Source organism: Sphingomonas sp. AC411, from assembly GCF_979253035.1.
Map to the genome: position 1 here is coordinate 614,540 of NZ_CEEDAQ010000001.1, position 25,807 is coordinate 640,346.

General features: G+C 66.7%; 15 protein-coding genes, 2 tRNA genes and 7 pseudogenes. 11 read left to right on the forward strand and 13 right to left on the reverse strand.

The window, feature by feature from the left end; translation table 11 throughout:
• Positions 1-49: 49 nt before the first annotated feature.
• Positions 50-616: pseudogene (locus AC0IX7_RS03230) on the forward strand (septal ring lytic transglycosylase RlpA family protein).
• Positions 617-730: 114 nt separating this feature from the next.
• Here AC0IX7_RS03230 and AC0IX7_RS03235 read toward each other — a convergent pair.
• Both AC0IX7_RS03235 and AC0IX7_RS03240 read right to left on the reverse strand, forming a co-directional pair.
• On the reverse strand, positions 731-1,636 hold the full coding sequence (locus AC0IX7_RS03235) for a DUF2254 domain-containing protein (RefSeq protein ID WP_471810518.1): 906 nt from the start codon (positions 1,634-1,636) through the stop codon (positions 731-733).
• A 16-nt stretch (positions 1,637-1,652) separates the two neighbouring features.
• A pseudogene (locus tag AC0IX7_RS03240) lies at positions 1,653-1,985 on the reverse strand (DUF2254 family protein); the annotation flags it as partial.
• A 56-nt stretch (positions 1,986-2,041) separates the two neighbouring features.
• Here AC0IX7_RS03240 and AC0IX7_RS03245 point away from each other — a divergent pair.
• Positions 2,042-3,384 (forward strand): annotated as a pseudogene (locus tag AC0IX7_RS03245) (chloride channel protein).
• 73 nt (positions 3,385-3,457) lie between these two features.
• Here AC0IX7_RS03245 and AC0IX7_RS03250 read toward each other — a convergent pair.
• From AC0IX7_RS03250 to moaA, 4 genes are all read right to left on the reverse strand, one after another.
• Positions 3,458-5,047 carry a L,D-transpeptidase family protein gene (locus AC0IX7_RS03250; protein ID WP_471810520.1) on the reverse strand — a complete coding sequence of 530 codons (1,590 nt, stop codon included), beginning with the start codon at positions 5,045-5,047 and terminating at the stop codon, positions 3,458-3,460.
• 151 nt (positions 5,048-5,198) lie between these two features.
• Positions 5,199-5,273, reverse strand: a tRNA-Asn gene (locus AC0IX7_RS03255).
• Positions 5,274-5,361: 88 nt separating this feature from the next.
• Entirely contained in the window at positions 5,362-6,141 is a 780-nt protein-coding gene (locus AC0IX7_RS03260; RefSeq protein ID WP_471810522.1) for an NAD kinase, read from the reverse strand.
• On the reverse strand, positions 6,138-7,151 hold the full coding sequence (moaA, locus tag AC0IX7_RS03265; RefSeq protein WP_471810524.1) for a GTP 3',8-cyclase MoaA: 1,014 nt from the start codon (positions 7,149-7,151) through the stop codon (positions 6,138-6,140). Before moaA ends, AC0IX7_RS03260 begins: the two co-directional genes overlap by 4 nt.
• A 236-nt stretch (positions 7,152-7,387) precedes the next feature.
• On the opposite strand from moaA, the gene AC0IX7_RS03270 reads away from it, so the two are divergent.
• From AC0IX7_RS03270 to AC0IX7_RS03300, 7 genes and pseudogenes are all read left to right on the forward strand, one after another.
• Positions 7,388-8,482, forward strand: coding sequence for an EAL domain-containing protein (locus AC0IX7_RS03270; RefSeq protein ID WP_471810526.1), 1,095 nt, complete (start codon positions 7,388-7,390; stop codon positions 8,480-8,482).
• Entirely contained in the window at positions 8,467-8,958 is a 492-nt protein-coding gene (locus tag AC0IX7_RS03275) for an EAL domain-containing protein (RefSeq protein ID WP_471810528.1), read from the forward strand. Before AC0IX7_RS03270 ends, AC0IX7_RS03275 begins: the two co-directional genes overlap by 16 nt.
• Positions 8,958-9,404, forward strand: a complete 447-nt coding sequence (locus tag AC0IX7_RS03280; RefSeq protein ID WP_471810530.1) for a YybH family protein — start codon at positions 8,958-8,960, stop codon at positions 9,402-9,404. The genes AC0IX7_RS03275 and AC0IX7_RS03280 overlap by 1 nt, the downstream gene beginning before the upstream one ends.
• Positions 9,405-9,438: 34 nt before the next feature.
• Complete coding sequence (locus AC0IX7_RS03285; RefSeq protein ID WP_471813713.1) at positions 9,439-10,422, forward strand: DUF2891 domain-containing protein; 984 nt, start codon at positions 9,439-9,441, stop codon at positions 10,420-10,422.
• A gap of 82 nt (positions 10,423-10,504) precedes the next feature.
• Entirely contained in the window at positions 10,505-12,646 is a 2,142-nt protein-coding gene (locus AC0IX7_RS03290) for a prolyl oligopeptidase family serine peptidase (RefSeq protein WP_471810532.1), read from the forward strand.
• Between the two features lie 118 nt (positions 12,647-12,764).
• A pseudogene (locus AC0IX7_RS03295) lies at positions 12,765-14,375 on the forward strand (DUF885 domain-containing protein); the annotation flags it as partial.
• A 174-nt stretch (positions 14,376-14,549) separates the two neighbouring features.
• Positions 14,550-15,694, forward strand: a pseudogene (locus AC0IX7_RS03300) (CaiB/BaiF CoA transferase family protein).
• A gap of 13 nt (positions 15,695-15,707) precedes the next feature.
• Here AC0IX7_RS03300 and AC0IX7_RS03305 read toward each other — a convergent pair.
• The 3 genes from AC0IX7_RS03305 to AC0IX7_RS03315 all read right to left on the reverse strand — a co-directional run bounded on the left by AC0IX7_RS03305 (position 15,708) and on the right by AC0IX7_RS03315 (position 17,557).
• A tRNA-Ile gene (locus tag AC0IX7_RS03305) sits at positions 15,708-15,783 on the reverse strand.
• Between the two features lie 135 nt (positions 15,784-15,918).
• Positions 15,919-16,185, reverse strand: a complete 267-nt coding sequence (locus tag AC0IX7_RS03310; RefSeq protein ID WP_031393308.1) for a hypothetical protein — start codon at positions 16,183-16,185, stop codon at positions 15,919-15,921.
• 154 nt (positions 16,186-16,339) lie between these two features.
• The gene (locus AC0IX7_RS03315) at positions 16,340-17,557 is read right to left on the reverse strand and encodes a M20/M25/M40 family metallo-hydrolase (protein WP_471810534.1); all 1,218 of its coding nucleotides are present in this window, start codon (positions 17,555-17,557) and stop codon (positions 16,340-16,342) included.
• A 287-nt stretch (positions 17,558-17,844) separates the two neighbouring features.
• On the opposite strand from AC0IX7_RS03315, the pseudogene ettA reads away from it, so the two are divergent.
• Both ettA and AC0IX7_RS03325 read left to right on the forward strand, forming a co-directional pair.
• Positions 17,845-19,522: pseudogene (gene ettA, locus AC0IX7_RS03320) on the forward strand (energy-dependent translational throttle protein EttA).
• Between the two features lie 127 nt (positions 19,523-19,649).
• The gene (locus AC0IX7_RS03325; RefSeq protein WP_471813715.1) at positions 19,650-20,720 is read left to right on the forward strand and encodes a sensor histidine kinase; all 1,071 of its coding nucleotides are present in this window, start codon (positions 19,650-19,652) and stop codon (positions 20,718-20,720) included.
• Between the two features lie 88 nt (positions 20,721-20,808).
• On the opposite strand, the gene AC0IX7_RS03330 is transcribed toward AC0IX7_RS03325, so the two are convergent.
• From AC0IX7_RS03330 to AC0IX7_RS03345, 4 genes and pseudogenes are all read right to left on the reverse strand, one after another.
• Positions 20,809-21,429, reverse strand: coding sequence for an NTP transferase domain-containing protein (locus tag AC0IX7_RS03330; protein ID WP_471810536.1), 621 nt, complete (start codon positions 21,427-21,429; stop codon positions 20,809-20,811).
• Between the two features lie 96 nt (positions 21,430-21,525).
• Positions 21,526-22,617 (reverse strand): inositol-3-phosphate synthase, encoded by a 1,092-nt coding sequence (locus AC0IX7_RS03335; RefSeq protein WP_471810538.1) that lies wholly within the window; start codon positions 22,615-22,617, stop codon positions 21,526-21,528.
• A 15-nt stretch (positions 22,618-22,632) separates the two neighbouring features.
• Complete coding sequence (locus tag AC0IX7_RS03340) at positions 22,633-23,403, reverse strand: CDP-alcohol phosphatidyltransferase family protein (RefSeq protein ID WP_471810540.1); 771 nt, start codon at positions 23,401-23,403, stop codon at positions 22,633-22,635.
• A 138-nt stretch (positions 23,404-23,541) separates the two neighbouring features.
• Positions 23,542-25,731, reverse strand: a pseudogene (locus AC0IX7_RS03345) (NAD(+) synthase).
• Positions 25,732-25,807 lie beyond the last annotated feature (76 nt).

The window sequence follows — 25,807 nt, forward strand, 5'->3', positions numbered from 1 at the left end:
GCTCTTGCCGGAGCCCATTCCCGCATCGGCCCGACGGACAAGGATATCCATGTCGAACCTTCTACGAACCGCGACCGGCACCGCGTGCCTCGGCCTGCTCGCTTTGGCCGGTTGTGCAGGCGGATCCTATCGCCCGGTCAGCGATGCCCCGGTCAAGCTCGGCGGTCCCTATCGGGTGAGGGGCGCCACCTATGTGCCCGCCGTCGATCCCACCTACGACGTGCTTGGATACGCTAGCTGGTACGGATCGGAATCGGTAACCGTACCGCGAGCGGCGAGCGGTTCCGCCCCGACTGGACGACCGCGGCGCATACCACGCTGCCGCTGCCGACCTATGTCGAGGTCACCGCGCTCGATACCGGTCGGCGGATCATCGTGCGGATCAACGATCGGGGCCTGCTCGCCGGCGGCGCGCGGATTATCGACCTGTCGCGCGGCGCGGCCGATCAACTGGGGGTTCGCGCAGCGGGCCAGGGCGCGGTCAGGGTTCGCATCGTCGAGCCGACCGCCGACGACCGTGCCCGCCTCCGCAAGGGCAAGCGCGCGAGAGCTGCCGCCGATCTCCGAGCATGATCGGCTGAGCCTCAGGTCACAGCTGGCTGCCGCCGGATTCTGATCGCCGAACTATCGGTCAGGATCTACGGGTCAGGATCTATGGGTCAGTCTGCGCGATCGCACCAATGCCCGCGATGCGCAGCCTCGAACGCGGCGAGATCGTCCGCGTCGTCCATCATGCGACGCGCGCGCTCCAGGCAGTGATCGGCCAGTGCGCGGATGTCGCGCCGGCTGCGGGCAGCGCCGAGTGAAGCGCCGCGAGCGTGACGGTCAGCCGGATCGTGACTTCGGCCTCCTGGCTCCCCTCGCGCAGGATCGGGCGGAAGGCATCGGTCAGCATCTCCTCGACGGTCGGGCGCGTCAGATAGACCGGCGGCAGGTCGTCGATCTGCACCGCGTCGGGCTGGTCGACCGGCAGGTTGAGCAGCACCCGCAGCAACGCGTTGAGCACCTCGATCGCGGTACCGGGATCGTTGGTCGCGGGCGACAAGGCCCGGCTTGCAATCTCCGACAGCGCGATCAACCCGAGCCGCGGGTCCTGGTCGAACGAGCGATGCCGCTCGATCGTGAAGGCGCGCAGCATGAGCGTCCGCAGCGCGTCGTCGACCGTGCCTTCGATCCGCATCAGGTCGCGGTGCGGGTGGACCATTGCGCCCGGCAGTACGACGACATGGATGACGATCCCCCGCTGCGTCGCGATCGCACCCAGCGCGGCGACGTCGACATGCGTGACATAGCCGGTCGTCTCGCCACGGATCGACTGTGCCCCGGCCGGCACCGCGATCGCGGGACGCCCGCCGAGATACGGCGTGGCGGCAAAGTCCGTCATCGCGTCGGCGGCGGCATTTTCGACCCGGTCGATGACGTCGGACATCCGGCCGAACGCGGTGATGTGCGCGATCCAGCGCAACAGCGTGACGACCACCCAGATGACGATCAGGACCGTCGCGCCGAACAGGATGATGCGGCCTTCGCTGCCATAGGCGTGCGTCTGGAGGCCGATGATCCCGACGATCGAGAATACGAACGCGCCGAGGAAGGTCGACAACGCGTTCTGCGAGGTGGGGTCGTTGATCAGCAACTGGCGTCGCGCGCGGCGTCGCCAGTTGCGTCGCCGACGAATAGGCGCTGACCATCGCCGTCAGCGAAAAGGTCGTCACCGCCAGCATGCTCGACGCCATGATCTGCAGGATCGTGCCGACCGCGTCCTGGCCCAGATCGGCGCCGAACGCATAAGGGAGATAGGGCACGATCGCGCCCGACAGGATCGCCAGCACGACGCTCAACAGGCTGATGACCGCGGCACGAAACCAGATCTTCCGGACGATCCGGCGCAGGATCCACGACCATTTCTTCATGCCTGTTCCCCGGTCGAAGCCTGTGCGCCCTAGACGGGAACGGTCGCGCGCATGAAACGCTCCGGGGTACATTGCAGCTTGCCATGCCGGGGTGACGGACGAGGGCGCATAATCTAGGTCAATGTCGCATGTCTGGGTTTTTCGATCGATTGATGCCGGCGCGGCGCTGGACCCCGTCGCGGTATCGCGCGCTGCTGCGGGCGCGTGGCCCTCGCTCGGTCCAGTTCAGGACGCGTGCGGCGATCCTGGTAGGGGCGATCCTCATCGGCGTGGTCGCGACCGTCTTTGCCGAGGCGGCGGATTGGGCGGCGTCGGTTTTCGCCGGCTATGCGTCGCGCTGGCACTGGTTGCCGCTGGTGACGACGCCGCTGACCTTCATGGGACTGGTCTGGCTGACCCGCCGCTATGCGCCGTTCTCGCGCGGCTCGGGCATCCCGCAGGTGATCGCCGCGCAGGCCGACCCCAACGAGGCCACCCGCACGCTGATCTCGCCGCGGACCGTCGTCGCAAAGGCGGTGCTGACGATCGGCGCGGTGCTGGGCGGCGCATCCGTCGGCCGCGAAGGGCCGACCGTCCAGCTCGCTGCGGCGGTCATGGGCGCGACGCACCGCCTCGTCCGCGTGCCGTTGCGGGGCGGCGTATTGATCGCAGGTGGCGCGGCGGGCGTTGCCGCGGCGTTCAACACGCCGCTCGCCGGCTTGCTGTTCGCGATCGAGGAACTGGCGTCGGCCTATGAACAGCGCGTGACGTTGCTCGTGCTAGCGGCGATCGTCATTGCCGGGATGGTCGCACAGTCGGTACAGGGCGATTACATCTATTTCGGCGCGATCGGCGCGCACATGCCGCTGCTGTCCGCCTTATTGGTCGCGCCGGTCGCCGGGATCGTCGGTGGCATGGCGGGCGGCCTGTTCTCGCGCACGCTGCTGGCGATGGCGCTCGGACGCAACCGCGTGACGGGCTGGACGCGTGCGAACCCGGTGAAGTTCGCCGGGGCGTGCGGCGCTGTCGTCGCGCTGCTCGGCGTGTTCACCGGGCTCACCTGGGGCACCGGCTATTCCGCCGCGCGGGCGATGATCGTCGGGGTCGACGCGCCGCTCTGGTTCGGGCCCGCCAAGTTCGTCGCGACCGCGGCGACGGCGATCGCGGGGCTGCCCGGCGGCATCTCGCGCCCTCGCTCGCGGTCGGCGCCGGCGTCGGCAACCTGCTGCGCGAGGTCTTTCCCGGCGAGCCCGCAAGCGCGATCGTCATTCTCGGCATGGTCGCCTATTTCGCCGGCGTCGTCCGCGCGCCGTTGACCGCGGTGATCATCCTGTCCGAAACCACCGCCAGTCGCGGCCTCATGCTGCCGATGTTCGCAACCGCCTTCATCGCCGACGCCGCCAGCCAATGGATCTGCCGCGAAAAGCTCTATCACGGACTATCCAAGACCTTCGCCATGCCAGTCCCGTCCTCGCCCGCCGCGACCAAGTGACGGGCTGAGCAGCGGACATCCGAGAAGCTTAGCAGCCGTTTCTCGCTATACCCTTTGCCGAGAAACGTCCGTCTCAGGGCCCGATATCGATCGCCTGCGCCTCGGCCCGCTTCGCCGCCGCCTTGGCGAACCCGAGCTGTTCCGCGATCGGGTCGTTCCAGCCATACGGATCGGTGCGGAACGCGACCCGCCCGCCATCGTCGACATAGACGTTGTGATACAGCAACCGGACCGGGATACGGCGCGGCAACGGCACGAAGGTCATTTCGCCCGAGGCCTGCGCGATCTGCCACGCCTCGGTAACGCCCTCGTCCTCGGCGAGCATCTGCGCGAACCCCAGCGCATCCTCGACACGCACGCAGCCGTGACTCAGATGACGCTGGCTGCGATCGAACAGCCCCGGCGCGGAGGTGTCGTGGAGATAGATCGCCTGGTCGTTCGCCATGTCGAACTTGACCAACCCCAACGCGTTGCTCGGCCCCGGCTGCTGGACGATCCAGCCATCGCGCATCACCATGTTGTGCTCGGCGAGATAGTCTTCGCCGACATTCGCCATTTCGCCGTTCTGGATCGACTTCGGCACCGTCCATGTGGGATTGGCGACGAGGCGATAGATCGGCGACGACAGCGCCGGCGTTTCGCGGCCGGGCTCGCCGACGATCACCTTGCGCTGGTTGACCACCGCGCCGTCGCGGTAATAGCGGAGTTGCGCGGCGGCGGTGTTGACGTCGATCCGCGTCGCCGGTGGGGTCCGCGTCAGCCAGCGCCGCCGCTCGAGCCCGACTGCCAGCGCGCGTGCCCGGTCGCCGGCGCCGAGATTGAGCACCTTCAACGTCTCTGGCCCGACCACCCCGTCCGCGGCGATACCGTAATCGGTCTGTAGCCCTTTCAACGCGTCGGCCATCGCCTGCGTGTAGAGCATCGACGGCTGCGTCGCGGCGAGCGGCACTAGAGCGGGCGGCGCAGGGGCCAGCGGATCGGCGGCCACCGCCAATGGGTCCGTTGCGGTCGGCAGATACCCACTCTCCATCAGTTGCTCGACGATCGTCGGCACACGCGCGTCGCGATTGCCGACGCGGATCACACCTGACGGGATTGCCTGCACCGGCGCTGCGACGGTCGCCTTGGCGCTGAACGCGAGATACGCGTCGGACAGCGCCTTATACTCGGCGTCCTGCGGGGCCAGTCCGTCGAACCACGCGACGAGATCGCCCTTGGCCAGCGCGCGCGCCAGACCCGCGGCGAGGTCCACCTTGGGCCGGGGCAGCGTGTAGACCTCATGCAGCGATGCCGGATCCACCCGACCCTGCGCGAGCGCTCCAGCATAATCGAGCGCGGCTTTCGTGCGGGTGATGTCGTCGCTTTCCGCTGGATCGGCGAGGAACGCGATCCGGTCCAGGCCGTGGCGCGCGCGATCGGCGAGCACGCGGTCGAATGCCTCCATATTGCCCGCCGACCAGACCGCGCGCCACCCGGCCTTGGCATAGAGGGCACGACTGGCAGGATCGGTAACCGCCTGCTTGGTAATGGCGATCGGTCGTTCCGAGGGGGTATCCGCGGGTCGGCGGACAGCGTCCTGAGCGAAGGCGAACCCTGCAGGGGCCAGGGTAACGAACGGCAGCGCGGCCAGAATCAGCCGCGCGCGCAATGTCTTGACTATCATGGCTGCCCAACGCCTGACCGGGGCGATCGCCTCACCAACACGTCAGAATTCGCGCCCGCGACCGGCGGCTATCTTGCTCGAGAGCGTTGTATTTCCGGAGGGGCGGCCGTGAAATTCACGCCGATCGATCGCGACATGCGCGGATCAAAAATGGCTCCCTGAGTAGGATTCGAACCTACGGCCACTCGATTAACAGTCGAGAGCTCTACCGCTGAGCTATCAGGGAACGTTGCCGGAGGCGGCTCTATAAACGGCCAGTCGGACGATGCAAGCAGGTTTCGCCGCAAAAATGCAAAGTCCGCGATAAACCGGGGTCAGGAGACGAACTGCTCCATCGTGATGCGGTCGTCCAGCGCGTGCTCGGGATCGAACAGCAGCGTCAGTTCGCGTGCGCGGTCCATGCAGATGTCGACCTGGGCCACATCGCGGATCTCGCGCTGGTCTGCGACCGCGGAGACGGGGCGCTTGCCGGGATCGAGCACGCGGATGCCGATGCGGGCCTTGTCGGGTAGGATCGCGCCGCGCCAGCGCCTGGGGCGGAACGGGCTGATCGGGGTGAGCGCGATCATGCCGGAGCCAAGTGGGAGTATCGGGCCCTGTGCCGACAGGTTGTAAGCGGTCGAGCCGGCCGGCGTCGCGACGAGGATACCGTCGCAGGCGAGCTCCGGCAGGACGATGCGGTCGTTCACCGTCACTTCGAGGTTCGCGGTCTGGCGGGTCTCGCGCAGGAACGACACTTCGTTGATCGCGGGCAGCGTGTGGGTGCGCCCATCGACGCCGAGCGCGGTCATGCTGAGCGGGACGACCTTGAACGGTTTCGCGCGCTCCAGGCGGTCGCCCAGGCCATGATGGCGCCATTCGTTCATCAGGAAGCCGACCGTGCCGAGGTTCATCCCGAACACCGGAACGGGCGGCTTGCGGCGTTCCAGCATGGCGTGGAGCGTCTGGAGCATGAACCCGTCGCCGCCGAGCGCGATGATGACGTCGGCCTCCTCGACCGATACCCACTCGCCCAGGTCGGCGAGTTGGGCCTCTGCCGCACGAGCGGGCGGGGTGTTGGACGCAACCAGCGCCCGCCGCTCGTACCGGATCATCCGCCGGTGACGCTCATGTGGCGTGCGACGGCCGGGCCTTCGCCCTGGCCGATGCGGAAGTCGTGTGCCTTTGGCTTGGCGAACAGGCCGGCGTCGATCGCTGCGTCGAGCCCGGCGGTACCGCCCTCGCGCAGCGCCGCCTTCAGATCGACCTGATCGTCATGGCCGAGGCACATGTAGAGCTTGCCTTCGGTGGTCAGGCGAACGCGGTTGCAGCCATCGCAGAAGTTCGCGGTCAGCGGCGAGATCAGCCCGAGGCGCGTGCGCGTGCCGTCGACGCTCCAGTAGCGCGCGGGGCCACCGGTCTTGTGCGCGTCGCGCGCCAACGTGAACTGCTGGCCGAGTTCGTCGAACACCTTGGTCAGCGGCAGGAAACGATCGGTGCGGTCCTCGTCGATCGCGCCGAGCGGCATGGTCTCGATCAGCGACAGGTCGAAGCCTTCGTCGCGGCACCAGGCGAGCATCGGCGCGATCTCGTCCTCGTTGAAGCCCTTCAACGCGACCATGTTGATCTTGATCGCGAGACCGGCATCACGTGCGGCGTAGATGCCGCCGATGACCTGCGCGACATCGCCGTGGCGGGTGATGTAGCGAAAGCGCTCCGGGTCGCGGCTGTCCATGCTGACATTGACGCGGCCGATGCCGGCATCGACCATCGCCTCGGCATGCTGCGCGAGACGCGTGCCGTTGGTCGTCATCGTCAGCTCTTCGAGCCCCGATCCGATGTTGTGACCGAGGCGCTGGATGAGTTCCGCAACGTCGCGACGCACGAGGGGTTCGCCACCCGACAGACGGATCTTGGTGACGCCGCGCGCGATGAAGCGCTCGGCGATGATCGCGATCTCCTCGAGGCTCAACAACTTGGCGCGTGGCAGGAACGTCATCTGCTCGGCCATGCAATAGCGGCAGCGCAGGTCGCAGCGATCCGTCACCGAAATCCGCAGATACTTGATCGTGCGGCCGTGCGTATCCTGCAATGGCTTTTGCGTGAGGGTTGGAGCTGACGTCATCGCATCAGAGCTAAGACGTGGCTGTCCCGATAACAATGCCGGATCGGCCGGTAACGGACGGGCAAATGGATTGGCGGGGGCGATGCGCCAGCTAAGCTCGCACCGATGGGAGTGGGTGCGACGGATATGGAAGACATGCAGACAGCAACGACACTGTTTGCGGTATCGTTCCGTCAACGCGGTGAAATCGCGGAGATTTTGACCGGGGCGGGGCTGGTGCGGACTGGCATGCGGCGGTGTCCAGCGATGCCGTTGCGATCGAAAGTCGCTTCCTCGCCAGCGGTGCGGCGGTGGCGCTGATCGACGCGCGCGGCGCGCTCGACGAAGGGCTCGCGGCGACGCTGGCGCTGGGTGGACTGTGCGCGACCAATGGCGCTGCGCTGCTCGTGCTGGTGTCGCGCAGCGACGTCGGGGCGATCGGCGAGTTCTTCGATGCGGGCGCGACGCAGTTCCTCGTCAGCCCGGCAAGCGGCAGCGAACTGGTTCAGGCACTGCGCTTCGCCGGGCGTCATGCGGTCCGCACCGCTGGCAACGCGATCGACCGGCGCCGGATACCCGGTGCGTCGCTGTACGACCGGGAAACCGGTGACGTCCGCCGCTGGATCATCGGGCGGATCGCCGGCGATTGCCCGGTCGCGGTGGTGCTCGTGTCGTTGTCGCGGCTCGACATCGTCAACGCGGCGCACGGACGGCCCGCGGTCGACGCGCTGATCGAGACGGCGGTGCGGCGGACCGAGACGATCGCACACGCGGCGATCGGCGTCGATCTGATGGTGGCCCGGCTCGGCGGTTCGGAATTCGCGCTCGTATTGGAGGCATCCGGCGCGGCCGTGACGGCGGCGATCACCGCACTGGACGCCGCCTTGGCGCGACCGTTCCGCGTGGCGGATACGCGCGCGGTGCTCGGCTGCCGGTTCGGGGTGGCGCAGCGCCAGCCGGGCGACGATGCGGCCGCCTTGCTGCGCAGAGCTAGCGAGGCGCTGGCGGAGGCGAAGGCGAGCGACGGTTCGGTGTTGCACGTCGCGTTGCCCGACGGCGTCGCGCCGATCGATGCGCTGGCGATCGATCTGCATCACGCGATCGAGCGCGACGAGATCGACCTGCGCTGGCAGCCTCAGGTCGAGATTGCGGGCGGGCGGATCGCGGGGGTCGAGGCGCTGGCACGCTGGAACCACCGGACGTTGGGGCCGCTGGGGGCCGATACGCTGTTCGACGCTGCCGACCGCGCGGACCTGGGCATCGCACTGTTCGACCATATCCAGCGGCTCGTCCTGGCGCGTGCGGTGGCTTGGCCGGAGGCGCTGGGGCGCTGCGCGTGTCGCTCAACCTGACCGCGGCGGATATCACCCGGCCCGGGTTCGCGGCGCTGTTCCTGGCGCGGGTAGACGAGAGCGGGTTTCCGCGCGGGCGCCTGACCGTCGAGATCACGGAAACCGGCCTGATCGAGGATCTGGCGGCGGCCTCGGCCTTGCTCGCCGAACTGCGCGGGGCAGGGTGCCGGGTGGCGATCGACGATTTTGGGACGGGCTATTCGAGCCTCGCTTATCTTAAGTCGCTGCCGCTCGATTACGTCAAGATCGACAAGTCGCTGGTGCGCGACATCGACGGTTCGGCGCGCGACCGGGTGGTGGTGGCCGGTGCGATCACGATGGCGCGGTCGCTCGGGCTCGCGGTCATCGCCGAGGGCGTCGAAACGCCGTCGCAGTTGGAACTGCTCGCGGCGGGCGGCTGTGGCCTGTACCAGGGCTTCCTGTTTTCGGAGCCGGTCAATGAGACGGCGCTGCTCGACCTGGTGGGGAAAGAATGATGCGGGCTCTGTTGGTGCCGATCGCGATGATGATGGTCGCTGTCCCTGCCACCGCCGCTCCCGTCGCCCCGGCACCCGCGCAGGTTCCGGCGGAAACCGCGATCCGGCAGGCGATGGAGGCGAGCGCCACCGCCTGGAATGCGGGCGATCTCGCACGGTTCATGGCGGTCTATGCCGACGATGCGGTGTTCGTGACGCCGAAGGGGCTGTTGCGCGGCAAGGAGGCGATCGCCACCAAATACCGGCCGAGCTTTCGCGGCGTCGGCAATGCCCGTGGCGCGCTGACGTTCGCATTCCTCGAGATGCGCAGGATCGATCCGCGTCACGCGATGCTGTTCGCACGCTGGACGCTGACCGGGCCGTCGACCACGGAAAGCGGGATGACGACGCTGGTGTTCGAACGGCGCGGGACGGCGTGGCAGATCATCGCCGATCACAGCAGCTGAACCCCGTACTGCACCGATACAGGATGACGGAATGATCGATACGCTCGACCGCACAACCGCGGCGCGCTTCGCCGCGCTGACGCTGGGGCATCTGACCCGCGAATGGCCGTACAAGCTCGATCAGGTGCTCGACGGACCGGGCGATCTGGCGCTACCCAAGACGCTGCATCCGGTGTTCCACGGCAGCTTCGACTGGCACAGTTGCGTGCACGGCTGGTGGCAGGTCATGCGGCTCGCGCGCCTGTTCCCCGATATGGCCGAAGCCGCCGCGGTCGAGGCATTGGCGGACCGGATGCTCGTACCCGGGCTGATCGCAGGTGAGGTCGCCTATCTCGATCGGCCGGGCACCGGCGGATTCGAGCGGCCTTATGGCTGGGGCTGGCTGCTCGCGCTGCATGGCGAACTGGCATTGCGGCCCGATCGGCCTTGGGCGGCGGCGGTCGAGCCGTTGGCGCGGGCGTTCGCAGCCCGGTTCGCGGCGTATCTGCCGAAGCTCATCTACCCGGTGCGTAGCGGCAAGCATGACTGTACCGCGTTTGCGCTGGTCCACGCGCTGCGGTGGGCGAGGGCGCATGACACGTCGCTGGCCGAGCTGATCGAGGCGCGGGCGCGGGACTGGTATGGCGACGATCGCGACTGCCGGCCGTTCGAGCCGAGCGGCGAGGATTTCCTGTCGGCGACGTTGTGCGAGGCGGCGTTGATGAAGGACGTTCTCGGCACCGACTTCCCTGCCTGGCTGGCAGCGTTCCTGCCAGATCCGTTCGGTGCGGCGACGGCGTGCCTGCGCGCGCCTGCGATCGTCAGCGATCGTTCCGACGGGCGGCTCGCGCATCTCGACGGGCTGAACCTGTCGCGGGCGTGGTGCTGGCGGACGATCGCGGAAGCCTTGCCGGTGCCGGCGGCGGCCTATGCGATCGCCGACGCGCATCTCGCCGAAGCGCTGCCGCACCTCGCGGACGATTACATGGGCGAGCATTGGCTGGCGACGTTCGCGCTGCTGGCGCTGGAAGCCGCCTGATCGCCGATTGGCTCGAGAGAAGGGGTTAGCAGAGCGGACCGCGCTGCCTAAGGTCGCATCATCGAACGAAGAAAGAGTGATGATGCACCAACGCCTGCCGTTCCTGGCCCTGCTGGCCCTTTCCACGACCGCGCTCGCGCAGACGCCCGCTCCGATCCCAGCGCAAACACCGACGCAGGCTCCTTCCAGTGACCCCAACGCGTATCTGGAAGACATTCACGGCGCGCGTGCGCTCGATACGGTCAGGCGGTGGAATACGCGCTCGCTCGCCGCGCTTGAGGCGAAGCCGGGTTATGCGCGGTATCGCCAGCGCGCGCTGGACCTGTTGCAGGCCGACCGCCAGATCGCCAACCCCGACCAGGTCCTCGGCGATCAGGTGCTGAACCTGTGGCAGGACAAGACGAACGTGCGCGGCCTGTGGCGGGTCGCGTCGCTCGCGTCGTTCAGCAGCGGCAAGCCGGTATGGCGGACGCTGATCGACGTCGATGCGCTCGGCAAGGCGGAAGGCAAGAGCTGGGTGTGGAAGGGCGCGACCTGTCGCTCGCCGTCCTATGATCGCTGCATGGTGGCGCTGTCGAACGGCGGCGGCGACGCGGTCGAGGAGCGGGAGTTCGACATCCCTTCGGGCAAGTTCGTCGCGGACGGCTTCGTCGTGCCGATCTTCAAGACGCGGTTGAACTGGGCTGGGCCGGACGCGCTGTACGTCGCGACCGATTTCGGTCCCGACAGCCTGACCAAATCGGGCTATCCGCGCGTCGCCAAGCTGTGGCGCCGCGGTACGCCACTGACCGCCGCGACCGAGATCGCCCGCGCGACGCAGGATGACGTCGGGATCAACGTCAGCGTCTTTCCGGATGGCGAACAGCGCTATCCGCTGGTCGTCCGCGACACCGATTTCTTCCATTCGAAGCGCAGCCATGTCGCGCAGGACGGCCGGCTCGTGCCGTCGCCGCTGCCCGACGACGCAGTGATCAACACCGTGCTCGACGGCCGGCTGATCGCGACGCTGGCGTCCGATTGGCGCGGTGTGCCGGCGGGAGCAGTGGTCGCCTACAGCATCGCCGACGTGTTGGCCGGCCGCGCGCCGACGATCGAGCGGGTGCTCGTGCCGACCGCGACGCAGGCGGTGGAACAGGTCGATTCGAGCAAGTCGGTGCTGTGGGTGAAGATGCTCGACGACGTCTCCGGCCGGCTGGTGTCGCTCACGCGCGGTGCGGACGGGGTCTGGACTCAAACGGTTGCGGCTTTGCCGACCGCTTCGACGATCCACCTCGATGCGACCGCGGGGAAGGATGACCTAGCCTTCGCGACGGTTGAGAGCTTCCTCAGCCCGCCCGCGCTTTACGCCGTTCGCCCGGGCGCCAAGCCGATGACGGTCGACACGCTACCCGCGCGCTTCGATGCGTCCCGGATGCAGGTCGAGCAGCGGTTCGCGATGTCGAAGGATGGGACGAAGATCCCGTATTTCCTCGTGCGGAAAAAGGGCACGAGAGGACCCGTACCGGCGCTGGTCCACGCCTATGGCGGGTTCCGCAATGCGCAGACGCCGACCTATCTCGTCGACCAGCCCTATCGCTCGGGCCCGGCCGGTCTGTTCTGGGTCGAGGAGGGCAATGCGTTCGTGCTCGCCAATATTCGTGGCGGTGGCGAATACGGGCCGCGCTGGCACCAGATGCCGCTGCGCGAGAACCGGCAAAAGGCGTATGACGATCTGCACGCGGTCGGCGACGATCTGGTCCGTACCGGCGTCAGCGCGAAACGGAAGATCGCGGTGTCGGGACGTTCGAACGGTGGCCTGCTGGTCGGCGTCGCGATGGAGCAGCGGCCGGACCTGTACGGCGCGATCGTGATGGGATCGCCGCTGCTCGACATGCAGCGTTACTCGCATCTGTCGGCAGGCGCGTCGTGGATCGGCGAATATGGCGACCCGGACAAGCCGGCGGACTGGGCGTTCATCTCGAAATATTCGCCGTACCAGAACCTGAAGCGCGGCGTGAAATACCCGGTGCCGTTCATCTACACCTCCACCGAGGACGACCGCGTCCACCCCGGCCATGCGCGCAAATTCGCGGCGCGGTTGGAGACGTATGGCGATCCGTTCTTCTACTATGAGAACCCCGAAGGCGGCCACGCGGCGGGTGCCGACAAGATCGAGGACGCCAAGCGCGCGGCGCTCGTCACCGTCTATCTCAACACCCAACTCGGCACCGCTCCACAGCGCTGATCGTCAGGAATTAGACCATGCGTAACTTCCGTCTGCTACTCGGCGCCGCGATCCTGGCGCTGCCCGTTTCATCGATCCCGACCGCAGCCGTGCACGCTGCGGAGAACGCGACGTTCGCATCGCTGTCGAAGCGCTATGTCGATGGGCTCGCGCGGTTGAACCCTCGTCGGCGACCGGCCTTGGCGATCATCGGTTCGACGCGCAGGTCACCGATATGTCGGCTGGCGGTCGTGCCAAGCGCGAGGCGTTTTCCAAGGCGATGCTCAGCGATCTTCAGCGGATCGATCGGAAAGCCTTGTCGCGCGAAGAGCAGGTCGATGCGGCGTTGCTCGACAATGCGCTGCGCTACGACATCTGGGATGCGGAGACGCTGCGCGGCTGGGCGTGGGATCCGCAGGTCTATAACGACATCGCCGGCAGCTCGCTCTATTCGCTCGCGGCCCGCGATTTCGCACCATGGCCGCAGCGGCTGAACGCCGCGACCGCGCGGATGGAGGCGCTGCCTGCGTTGCTGGCACAGGCGCGCGCGAACATCGTCCCCGCGCGCGTGCCCTCGATCTACGCGACGACCGTGGCGAAGCAGAACAGCGGCATCGTCGACATCGCCGAAAGCATGCTGGCGCCGCACAAGACGGAGCTGTCGGCGGCGGACACGAAGCGCTTCGATGCGGCGCTCGTCAAACTGAAGGCGGCAGTGGCCGAGCATCAGGTCTGGCTCGACAAGACGCTGGTGCCGGGCGCGAAGGGCGACTTCCGCCTCGGCGCGGCGCTGTACGACAAGAAGCTCGGCTTCGCGCTGCAATCCGATCTCACCCGGACCGAAATCAAGCGGCGCGCACAAGCTGCGATCGTCGATACGCGCGCGCAGATGTACGCGATCGCGCGGCAGATCTTCGGCGCAAAGCCGGGCGCCATGCTGCTCCCCGATAAGCCCTCCGACGCGCAGCAGCAGACCGCGATCCAGGCAGCGCTCGAACTCACCTACGCCAAGCGCCCGGCACGCGACGGCATGATCGACGCCTCGACCAAGGCACTGGCGCAGGCGACCGCGTTCGTCCGCGACAAGGGGTTGGTCGGGATGCCCGATGGCCCGGTGAAGATCATCACGATGCCCAAGTTCCAGCAAGGCGTCGCAGTCGCCTATTGCGATTCACCCGGCCCGCTGGAGAAGAACCTCGGGACGTTCTTCGCCGTGTCGCCGGTCCCGGACGACTGGACCGAGACGCAGGCGACCTCGTTCCTGAGCGAATATAACGACTATATGATCCACGACCTGGCGGTGCACGAGGCGATGCCGGGGCATTTTCTCCAGCTCGCGCACGCCAATGCGACGCAGTCGACGCTGCGCGCGGTGCTCGGCTCCGGGCCGTTCATTGAGGGCTGGGCGGTGTATGCCGAGGGCATGATGGCGGACGAGGGCTATCTGAACGGCGATCCGCTCTTCAAGCTGACCGTGCTCAAGATGCGGCTGCGCTCGATCTCGAACTCGTTGCTCGACATAGGCATCCATACCGAGGGCATGACGCGCGAGCAGGCGATGCAGCTGATGACCCACACTGCGTTCCAGCAGGAGCGCGAGGCGGCGGGCAAATGGGTCCGCGCGTCGCTCGGCTCGACCCAGTTGCTGAGTTATTTCACCGGCTATTCGGAGCACATGGCGCTGCGGGACGAGGCGAAGAAGCGTGAGGGCGCGAAGTTCGACCTGAAGCGCTACAACGACGCGCTACTCGCGCATGGTTCGCCCCGGTCCGCTACGTCCGCGAACTGCTGTTCGACCTGCCGATCGGGTAAGTGCCGGTCGCTTGACCGGGTCTGCGAATGCTGTGACCCTACTTCGATAAAAGAAGCCATCGGGGGGTGTCATGGCCGCAGGATTTCGTGGGCGCCGTACAGGGTTGCGGCGTTGACCGGCCCGCTCGCCGGGATTCGGATCGTCGAGCTTGCCGGGATCGGGCCCGCGCCGTTCGCCTGCATGATGCTCGCCGATCACGGGGCCGAGGTCATCCGGATCGAACGGCCGGGTGCGAAAAAGGGCGGGCCGGGCGGCGATCCCGCCAAGGACATCCTGCTGCGAACCCGCAAGACGATCGCAGTCGATCTCAAGTCCGCCGAGGGAATCGGTGTCGTCCGCGATCTGGTCGCGTCGGCGGATGGCTTTGTCGAGGGGTTCCGGCCGGGCGTGACCGAACGACTGGGGCTCGGGCCGGACGTGCTGATCGAGACCACCCCGCGGCTCGTCTATGGTCGGATGACCGGTTGGGGGCAGGACGGGCCGTACGCGCAGGCGGCGGGCCACGACATCAATTATATCGCGCTGGCCGGCGCTCTGCACGCGTTCGGGCGTGCGGGTGAAAGCCGACGCCGCCGATCAACATGGTCGGCGATTTCGGCGGCGGTGCGATGATGCTCGCGTTCGGCATGGTCAGCGCGCTGCTCCACGCGCGGACGACCGGGCAGGGGCAAGTGATAGACTGCGCGATGACCGATGGCGCCGCGCTGCTGATGAGCATGATCTGGAGCTTTCACGGGCAGGGCCTGTGGCGCGACGAGCGCGGCGTGAACCTGCTCGATACCGGGACGCACTTCTACGACACCTATGCCTGTGCCGACGGGAAGTACGTGTCGATCGGTGCGATCGAGCCGCAATTCTACGCCGTGTTGCGCGAGAAGGCGGGGCTGGCGGCGGATATGGAGTTCGATCGGCAGATGGATTCGCGGTGCTGGCCAGCGCTCAAGGACAGGCTGGCGGCGGTATTCGCCAGCCGGACTCGCGACGAATGGTGCGCGATTCTCGAACACACCGACGCGTGTTTCGCGCCGGTGCTGTCGCTGGCCGAGGCGCCCGCGCATCCGCACAATCTCGCGCGCGGGACGTTCACGGAGGCGGGAGGCGTCGTCCAGCCGATGCCCGCGCCGCGCTATTCCGCCACGCCGACCGTCGCGCCACGCATGGCCGACGGGCATACCGATACGGATGCGCTGCTCGACGGGCTTGGCTACGCTGCGGACACGATCACCGCGCTCAAGGCTGGCGGAATCGTCGCGTGATAAGATGGGCGGTTGGTGGGCCCGGCAGGAATCGAACCCGCAACCTAGCCGTTATGAGCGGCCAGCTCTAACCGTTGAGCTACAGGCCCCACCGGCGCCTGCGTTAGCGCAAGCGATCATCCGGCAAAAGGGCGCAAAGCAAAACGGCAAAGAAAAAGGGCGCTCCCGAAGGAACGCCCTTTCCGACACTAAATCCTATCGAGCGTAGAAACGCCCGACAGATTTTAGTTCATGTTGTCGGTCTTCTCGTCGGCAGCGTCACGGACGTTGTCGGCAGCTGCGTTCATGTTGTCAGCAGCGTTCTCGAGCACGTCGGTAGCGACTGCGTTCGAGGTGTTGTCCGCCATGGCGTCCATGTTGTCAGCCTGCATTTCCATGTTGTCAGCCAGCATGTCCGCGTTGTTCTCAACGGCGGCGGCTTCTGGCGACTTGCTGCAGGCTGCGACGGACATCAGGCCGGCGGCAGCGGCGATCAGAACGATCTTCTTCATTCGAATGCTCCCAAGCATAGTTTCACTCGCGGCCGACCCGATTGCCGTCGCGAAGTCACGTCAAATAGCGGACCCCGGCGGCCGGTCAATCCGCTAAATTCATCTGTCCGCAAGGTTTGCGGCAGAACGATGACGTTTCGGTTGCTGCAACTCGTCACTTATGGGGCACGATCGGACCGATTTCCTCGGGCGCATTGGCGACCGTCGCGATCATCGCGGTCCACGCCGCGACGTTCTGGCGAAGCTGTTCGGGGTCGATCAGATCCAGCGTATCCTCGGGCGTGTGGTGGTAGTCGAAGTAGCGCAGGCCCGACTGGTTGAGGTCGATCCCGGCGACGCCCGTCGCAATCACCGGGCCGACGTCGGTGCCACCATGCGGGGTGCCGGCACCGCGGATGATCCCGAGCGGGGCGAGTGCGACGGCGAGGCGATCCTCGATGGGCTTGGCGGCGGCGGGCAGGCTGCTTTCGAACCGCCAGACGCGATCCGCACCGAAATCCGATTCGGCGGCGGTCGCGTGGCGCTCGCCGGCATGCGCCTTGGCATAGGCGGCCCCGCCGAAGCCGCCGCTCTCCTCGTCACCGAACCAGACGACGCGGATGGTGCGGCGTGGGCGCTGGCCGCTGTCCATGACGAGCTTGGCGGCAGCGGCGGTGATCGCGATGCCCGCGCCGTCGTCGATCGCGCCGGTACCGAGATCCCAGCTGTCGAGATGGCCACCGACCAGCACGATGCCCGCCTTGGGATCGGTGCCCGGAACCTCGGCGACGACGTTGCCCGATTCCTGCATCCCGGCCTGCTTGTCCTCCAGCACCAGCTTCAGCGTCACCGGCTTGCCGAGCTTCACCAGCCGCTCGACATGCTCGGCGTCCGCGACCGACAGCGCTGCAGCGGGGATCGGCGTCACGCCCGCCTCGAAATTGGTGTTGCCCGCGTGCGGCCCGCGGCCGTGATCGGTGCCGATCGACCGGATCACGATCGCCGCCGCGCCCTTCTTGGCGGCGACGTTCGGTCCGACGAAGCGCGCGGTACCCTGCGATCCATAGCTCGACCCGTCCTGGGTCGGCTGCATCGCGTTCGACACGAAAGCGATCTTGCCCTTCAGGCTGCCGTCGGCGGCGAGTGCCAAGTCGTTGTATGTCGGGAAATACATGATCGGGAGGGTCAGCCCGCCCGGCGGCGTCGCGCCCGAATTGCCGAGGCCGACCAGATGCAGCTTCTGCGCATAGGGCGCGACCAGTTCCCCGCTCTCCGTGCCGCGCGACCAGACCGGGAGCTGGTATGTCTCGATCCGCACGTTCTTGAACCCGAGCGCCTTCAGCTTGGCGACCGACCAGGCGCGCGCCCGCGGTGCCGCCTCGGTGCCGGGCATGCGTGGGCCGACCTCGGTCGTGATCCCCTCGACGATCTTGTAGGCGGTGTCGTCGGTCAGCGCCTTGTCGCGGAGTGCGGCGACCTTCGCATCCGCCGCAGTCGGCGGGGCGGCGGTACGCTGCGCCGACAGGGGAGGTGAGGGCGGAGGCGGCCAGCGCCGCGAGCAGGGTGCGTTTCATCATGGGGGCAGCGTATGTCGGCGCTCCCCGTTTGCCAACGGCTCGCCGCATCGCTATCTGCGCACGTCAAATCCCGCCCTTATTCAGAACGGAGCTCGGCACCCACATGGCCGTCCAGTATACCTACGTCATGAAGGGTCTGTCGAAGACCTTCCCCGGTGCCAACAAGCCCGTTCTCAACAACATACACCTGCAGTTCATTCCGTCTGCGAAGATCGCGATCATCGGGCCGAACGGCTCGGGCAAGTCGACGCTGATGAAGATCATGGCCGGCATGGACCCCGATTTTACGGGCGAAGCTTGGGCCGCAGAAGGCGTCAACGTCGGCTATCTCGCGCAGGAACCGCAGCTCGATCCGACCAAGGACGTGATGGGTAACGTCAAGGATGGCGTGCGGCCCGTCGCGGACCTGGTCGACCGGTTCAACGCGATCTCGGCCGAGATGGGCGATCCGCAGGACGACACCGACTTCGACGCGCTGATGGAGGAGATGGGCGAGCTCCAGGCCAAGATCGACGCGGTCGACGGCTGGGCGCTCGACAGCCAGCTCGAACAGGCGATGGAGGCACTGCGCTGCCCGCCGGGCGATGCATCGGTCGTGAATCTCTCGGGCGGCGAGAAGCGTCGTGTCGCGCTCTGCAAGCTGCTGCTGGAGAAGCCGCAGATCCTGCTGCTCGATGAGCCGACCAACCATCTCGACGCCGAAAGCGTGTCGTGGCTGGAAAACTACCTCAAGGAATATACCGGCAACGTCATCCTCGTGACGCATGACCGCTACTTCCTCGACAACGTCGTCAACTGGGTGCTCGAGCTCGATCGCGGGCGCTACTACACCTATGAGAGCAACTATTCGGGCTATCTGGAGAAGAAGGCGCAGCGCCTCAGCCAGGAAGAGCGCGAAGAGGCCGGCAAGCAGAAGGCGATCGCCGACGAGCTGGCGTGGATGCGCCAGACCCCAAGGCACGCCAGACCAAGTCGAAGGCGCGTATCCGTGCGTTCGACGAGCTGATGGAGAAGCAGGAGAACCGCGTCGCCGGCAAGGCCGCGATCCTGATCCAGCTGCCGGCACGTCTCGGCGGCAAGGTGATCGAGGCGAAGGGCTTGACCAAGTCCTATGGCGACAAGCTGTTGTTCGACGGTCTCGACTTCACGCTTCCCCCGGCGGCATCGTCGGCGTGATCGGCCCGAACGGCGCGGGCAAGTCGACGCTGTTCAAGCTCATCACCGGCCAGGAAACGCCAGACGAGGGTACGATCGAGGTCGGCTCGACCGTCAAGCTCGGCTATGTCGACCAGAGCCGCGACGATCTCGATCCGAACAAGAACGTCTGGCAGGAAATCTCCGACGAGCTCGAGATCTTCCGCTTCGGCAAGCAGGAGATGGGCACGCGGGCCTATGTCGGCGCGTTCAACTTCCGCGGGCCGGACCAGCAGAAGAAGGTCGGCCAGCTTTCGGGCGGCGAGCGCAACCGCGTCCACATGGCCAAGATGCTCAAGGAGGGTGGCAACGTCCTCCTGCTCGACGAGCCGACCAACGATCTCGACGTCGAGACGCTCCGTGCGCTCGAAGAGGCGCTGGAGACGTTCGCGGGTTGCGCGGTGGTCATCAGCCATGACCGCTTCTTCCTTGATCGCCTGGCGACGCACATCCTCGCGTTCGAGGGCGACAGCCACGTCGAGTGGTTCGAAGGCAACTACGCGTCGTACGAGGAGGACAAGCGCCGCCGCATGGGCGATGCGGCCGATCGGCCTACGCGTCTGGCGTACAAGAAGCTGACCCGCTGAGGACGATGCCGGTCGTCGAACACCCCCGGGCGGTACCAACGCTCCCGCTGCTGGCGAACTCGAATATCGTCTTCGCCAGCAGTCGATCCTGGCCGATTTCGGGATTGAGGCACTGCGCGCGCGGGATCTGGATCCTATGCTGCAGCGCGCGACCGAGCTGTGCGGCGAGGGCATGCGGTCGAAATACTGCAAGTTCCTCGAATATCGCCCCGAGCAGGACAGCCTGCTGGTGCGCGCGGGGATCGGCTGGGAGCCGGGGGTGGTCGGGTCGACCGAGATGCGGACCGATCTCGGCTCGCCTGCGGGGTTCGCACTGAAGACCGGCGAGCCGGTGATCTCGAACCATCTCGGCAACGAGCAGCGGTTTCGCACGCCGGAGTTCATGGCGCGCCACAAGATCCGGCGCGCGATCAACGTGCTGGTCGAGACGTCGGGCAAGCGCTTTGGCGTCCTTGAGGTCGATAGCCCCGACGAAGGCCAGTTCGAGCCTGCCGACTTCGCGTTCATGCAGGGCTTCGCCAACCTCATCGGCGTGGCGATCGAGCGGCAGCAGGCGGAACAGCGGCTGAGCGAGGCGATGGAGCACCAGGAGCTTCTCACGCGGGAGGCCAGCCACCGCGTGAAGAACAGCCTCGCTTTGGTCTCGGCGATGCTCAACCTGCAGATGCAGGAGGACGACGATCCGCGGATCCGGCGGCTGCTCGGCGATGCGCAGGCGCGAATAACGGCGATCGCGCAGACCCACGACCAGCTGTGGCGTGGCGATCAGGTCGGCATCGTCGCGCTCAACGATCTGGTCTGCGGGATCGCGACGGGGCTGGGCGAGCAGTCGCTCAACCACCGAATCGACTGCGATATCGAACCGATTCTGATCAGCGCGGACGTCGCGATCCCGGTCGGGTTGCTGGTCACCGAACTCGTCACCAACGCGATCAAATACGCGTATGGCGACGATGGCGGCGTGATTTTGGTCTCGGTGCGCAGCGCGGACGGGCGGATCGTGTTGACCGTGTCCGATGAAGGCGGCGGATTGCCGGCGGACTTCGACCTCAAGGCAGCATCGCGCAAGAGTCTCGGGATGCGGATGATCGGCAGCCTCGCGCGCCAGCTCCGCGGGACCGTGACGATCGAGAACGCCGCGGTCGGGACCTGCGCGACGCTCGAAGTGCCTGATCCACGGGCCGAGGTCGCAGGCTAGCCACAGTTCTCCTGCGTTCGCAGGGGTCCAGAGTCAGGAGCGTTTCGGTTGGTATCCTGGGCTCCTGCGTTCGCAGGAGAACAATGGCTTACGCCGCTACCGCGTCGGCTTTAGTCGCCATCCACGCCTCGGCCTTGGCAAGCGCAGGGGCGTCGTCGACGTCGATCCAGTCGAGGTCGCTGCAATCCACGATCCGAGCGAGACCTTGCGCGGCCAGCAGGCGGACGCCTTCGGTGAGCGAGGGGCTCGACAGCGTTGCCAGCGCATCGGACAGTGCAGGCCCGATCGCGAACACGCCGGTGTCGTAGCAGTCGTGCGGTTCGAGGCCCTTGCCGATCGCGACGATCCGGTCGCCTTCGGTCGCGACGCAGGTCACGTCCTCCGGGTCGACCCAGTCATGGCCGAGGCGTCGGTCAATGCCGAGGCGGAGACCACCGCCAGCGCCGGCTTTCGCCATGCGGGCGTAAAGTTCAGGACTGACGAGGTGGTCGCACATCGCCAGCACCGCTTCGTCACCGGCCAGCGCATCACGCGCCGCGAGGACCGAGACGCCGTTGGGCTCACGGTGGTCGGCGAGCACGGTCTCGACCTTAAGGGGCCAGCGCCGGCTCGCTAAATACGCTTCGATCGCCTCGCGCCCATAGCTGACCGTCACGATCGCCCGCGCAAAACCGGCTTCCGCCAGCCCTTCGAGCGCGTGGGCGATCAACGGCCGCCCGCCACCGGGCAGAGCGGCTTGTACGGGGCGGAGGTGCGAAGGCGGCTGCCTTCCCCGGCGGCGAGGAGGACAGCCGTGTCGATCATCTCAGGCGGCCTTGATGAACCGCTCGACTTCGATCTGTGCGAGATCGTCGGTCATCTGCGTACGCGGGTGCTTGCAGAAATAGGCCGAGGCGGGGTCGATCACGCCGGCGATGCCGCGATCCTTGGCAATCTTGGCGCAACGGATCATGTCGATCGCGACACCAGCCGAATTGGGGCTGTCCTCGACCGAGAGACGCAGCTCGATGTTCATCGGCACGCCGCCGAACAGCTGGCCTTCCATGCGCAGGAAGCAGACCTTGTTGTCGTTCTGCCAGGGGACATAGTCCGACGGACCGATATGGACGTTATCGTCGTCCATCCGCTCGGCCGCGACCGACTGGACCGCTTCGGTCTTCGAGATCTTCTTCGACTCGAGACGGCGATGGTTCGACATGTTAAGGAAGTCGGTGTTGCCGCCAGTGTTGAGCTGGTACGTACGATCCAGCTTCACGCCGCGCTTGGCGAACAGGTCGGTCAGCACGCGGTGGACGATCGTCGCGCCGAGCTGTGCCTTGATGTCATCGCCGATGATCGCGACACCGGCGTCTTCGAACTTCTTTGCCCAGACCGGGTTCGACGCGATGAAGACGGGGATGTTGTTGACGAACGCCACGCCCGCTTCGATCGCGCACTCGGCGTAGAATTCGGTGGCTTCCTGCGAGCCGACCGGGAGGTAGTTCATCAGCACGTCCGCACCCGATGCCTTCAGCTCGGCGATGACGTCTTCACGCGTCGGCTCGGGAGCGTCCGCGACCAGGAAGGTACGGTCGTCCTTGAAGTCGGCCATGTGGTCGGCGACGCCGTCCAGCTTCTTGCCCATCTTCACGATCGTGCCGGTGTTGCCGACGTTCGGTGCGAACACCGCGGTGCAGTTCGGCTTGGCGAAGATCGCCTCGGCGACGTCCTTGCCGACCTTGCGACGATCGACGTCCCAGGCCGCGACGACCTTGATGTCGCTCGGCTTGTAGCCGCCCATGTCGAAATGCATCAGGCCGACCTGGTCGTTTGCCCCCTCGCGGTAGTGCTCGAGGCCTTGCACGAGCGAGCTCGCGCAGTTGCCGATGCCGACCACGGCGATCCGAATGCTATTCATTACTGACCCTGTTCCTTACGAAAGATGCATGCGCGACGCGGTCTTTGGTCGCGGCGGCGTTGTACTACGAACGAAGGCGCGTTCGACACGACGGTGCCAGACGAGCCCGACGATGGCCACGAGCGTCAAAGGGACGATCTCGAACCACCAGAAGATGCGTGGGTTGCCCGCGAAGCAGGCGACGAAGATCGCCCATACTCGTACATTCGCGGTAAGCAAGGCCATCAAGCGCAATGGCGCGACGGCGCGGGTGCCGTAACTGGCGCCGAAGGCCACCGGATCGCTTGCTTGGCCGAGCGTCCGTTCGAACGGCATGGCGATGCGATCGATGCTGCTCGCGACCCCGTCGTAGAACCGGACGAGTGCATTGCCGGTGGGGACGGGAGGCGCTTCGAGCGCTACGCCCTTGATCCGGCGATGGAAGCGCGCGCGCTCGCCTTCGTACATGTTCGACTGCACCGCATGCGCGCCACCGGCGGCGAACGCGAGGATCCAGCCCTCGGGCGTGTCGATCGTGATCGCCAGCGATGTGTAGATCAGCGCGAAGACGCCGTGGTCGCAGAGCCCGTCGAGCATCCGCCCGAGCGGGCTCGCGGTCTTGGTCGCGCGCGCGACCATGCCGTCGAGTCCGTCGGCGATCAGCCACCCCATCGACAGCACCAGACCGACCAGCGCCAGCGCCCAATTGCCCCATTGCGTATAGGCGAGAGCAGCCGCTCCGCCGAGGCAGAGCCCGGCCACCGACACCGCATTGGCCGAAATTCCACGCGCCAGCGCCAACGGCAAGAGCGCACGGCCCGCCGGGTGAATCAGCCAAAGGTTAGATGGGATCTCGATCCGGCGATCGCGCGATCCATCCGGTGGAGCCACTGTCATAGGATTTTCACAATGCGCCCGGCCGCCGATTTATGCAAGGCAGCGCAACTAACCCAACGGAACGCTTGACCGCAATTCTTCGATCCAGACCGTCGCGATCCCGTCCGACGGCGCACGCCAATCGCCGCGCGGCGACAGCGCACCGCCCGCCGAGACCTTCGGCCCGTTCGGCATCGCCGACCGCTTGAACTGACTGGTCGTGAAGAATCGGAACAGGAATTTTTCCAACCAATGCCGGATCGTCGGTAGATCATAGGCGACGCGCGCATCGGCGGGCAGGTCCTCCGGCCACGCGCCGATGCTCGCATCGCGCCATGCGTGCCAGGCGAGAAATGCGATCTTCGATGGCGCAAGGCCGTGGCGGATCACGTAATGCGCGAAGAAATCGTTGAGCGCATACGGCCCGATCATCGACTCGGTGCTTTGCAACGCGCCGTCCGCGCCCGCCGGCACGAGCTCGGGCGAAATTTCCTGCGCGAGGATCGTCGACAGAATGTCGTCGGTCGCGGCGTCATACTGATCGGTGCGGATACACCAGCGGATCAGGAACTGAATCAGCGTCTTGGGCACGCCGCTGTTGACCGCATAGTGGCTCATCTGGTCGCCGACGCCGTAGGTGCACCAGCCGAGCGCCATCTCGCTGAGGTCCCCCGTGCCGAGCACGATGCCACCGCGCTGGTTGGCAAGGCGGAAGAGGTAATCGGTGCGCAGCCCCGCCTGCACGTTCTCGAAGGTAATGTCGTAGACGGGTTGGCCATCGCTGAAGGGGTGGCCAACATCCTCCAGCATACGGCGCGCGGCCGGCCTGATGTCGATCTCTTCCGCGGTTATGCCGAGCGCGCGCATGAGCGCCCAGGCGTTCGCCTTGGTGCCGTCGCCGGTCGCGAACCCGGGCATGGTGAAGCCGAGGATCGCGCTGCGGGGACGCCCAAGCCGGTCCATCGCCTTCGCCGCGACGATCAGCGCGTGGGTCGAGTCGAGACCGCCCGATACCCCGATGACGATCGTCTCGGCGTTCGCGGAGACGAGCCGCTTCGACAGCGCCTCCACCTGGATATTGAACGCTTCGTAGCAATCGTCGTCACGCCGCGTCGGATCGTTCGGGACGAACGGGAAGCGGCGAATGGCACGTTGCAGACTGTCCGATCCTCCCCGCCAGGGGAGGTGGCGCCGTAGGCGACGGAGGGGAGGACACGGAGCAGGCGTTGCGTGTGCCTCCCCTCCGTCAGGCTGCGCCTGCCACCCCCTGGCGGGGGAGGATCGTTGACTTCGAGGTTGATCTCAGCTTCAAGCACCACCGCATGATCGAACGCGATCCGTCGGAAACGCGTCTCAGGATTGCCGGCGAGCACCACCGCATCGTTGAACGTGCCGTTGCGCAGGCGGTCCTGCGTGATGCGCTCGCAGTCGACGTCGGCGATCACCAGTTCCGGCTCGGTCGAGAACCGCGCCGACTCCGCGATCTGCTCGCCGAGTTCGTGGATCAGCCCTTGGCCGTCCCATGCGACTTCGGTCGTGCTCTCGCCGGGGCCCGCGGCGGAATAGACATAGGCGCACATCGCCCGCGCGGACTGCGAGGCCGCCAGCATCGCCCGCTCGCGCGCCTTGCCGATGACGATGTTCGACGCCGACAGGTTGCAGCAGATCAGCGCGCCCGCGAGCGCCCCGCGGTCGAGGGCGGGGTGGGGCCCAGTAATCCTCGCAGATCTCGGCATGGAAGACGAAGCCGGGCAGGTCGCGCGCAGCGAAGATCAGGTCGGTCCCGAAAGGTACCTCCTCACCGTCGAGCGCGATCGTCACTCCGGTCAATCCCGCGCCGCTCGCGAACCAGCGCTTCTCGTAGAATTCGCGATAGTTGGGCAGGAACGTCTTCGGCACCACGCCGAGCACTTCGCCCCGAGCGATCACCAGCGCACAATTATACAGCCGCCCGTTCCGCACCAGTGCCGCACCGACGAGCAACACTGGCCGCAGCGTCGCGCTCGCCTCGACCACCGTCGCGATCGCGGCCAGAGTCGCCCGCTGCTGCGCGGTCTGGAGGTGCAGATCGTCGATCGCATAGGAGGTAATGTTCAGTTCCGGGAACACCACGAGGTCGACGCCTTTCGCATCCGCCTCGCGCGCGAGGGCGATCGTGGCTTCGGCATTGGCGCCGGTATCCCCTACCGAAGCGCGCGGCGTAGCGGCGGCAACCCGGATCAGCCCGTGCGTGTGGATCGCGTAGAATGGATGCGTCATGGCGCACCGATAAACGGCCTCGCCGCGTCACGCCACCGGCTTGATCCAGGCGAGCATTGGCGCGGTGCGCTGTCCT

Excerpts from the sequence above, each read along its gene's own strand:
- AC0IX7_RS03250 (WP_471810520.1), bottom strand. The coding sequence starts at position 5,047 with ATGATAGTCAAGACATTGCGCGCGCGGCTGATTCTGGCCGCGCTGCCG.
- AC0IX7_RS03260 (WP_471810522.1), bottom strand. The coding sequence starts at position 6,141 with ATGATCCGGTACGAGCGGCGGGCGCTGGTTGCGTCCAACACCCCGCCC.
- moaA (WP_471810524.1), bottom strand. The coding sequence starts at position 7,151 with ATGACGTCAGCTCCAACCCTCACGCAAAAGCCATTGCAGGATACGCAC.
- AC0IX7_RS03280 (WP_471810530.1), top strand. The coding sequence starts at position 8,958 with ATGCGGGCTCTGTTGGTGCCGATCGCGATGATGATGGTCGCTGTCCCT.
- AC0IX7_RS03290 (WP_471810532.1), top strand. The coding sequence starts at position 10,505 with ATGCACCAACGCCTGCCGTTCCTGGCCCTGCTGGCCCTTTCCACGACC.
- AC0IX7_RS03310 (WP_031393308.1), bottom strand. The coding sequence starts at position 16,185 with ATGAAGAAGATCGTTCTGATCGCCGCTGCCGCCGGCCTGATGTCCGTC.
- AC0IX7_RS03315 (WP_471810534.1), bottom strand. The coding sequence starts at position 17,557 with ATGCCCGGCACCGAGGCGGCACCGCGGGCGCGCGCCTGGTCGGTCGCC.
- AC0IX7_RS03335 (WP_471810538.1), bottom strand. The coding sequence starts at position 22,617 with ATGAATAGCATTCGGATCGCCGTGGTCGGCATCGGCAACTGCGCGAGC.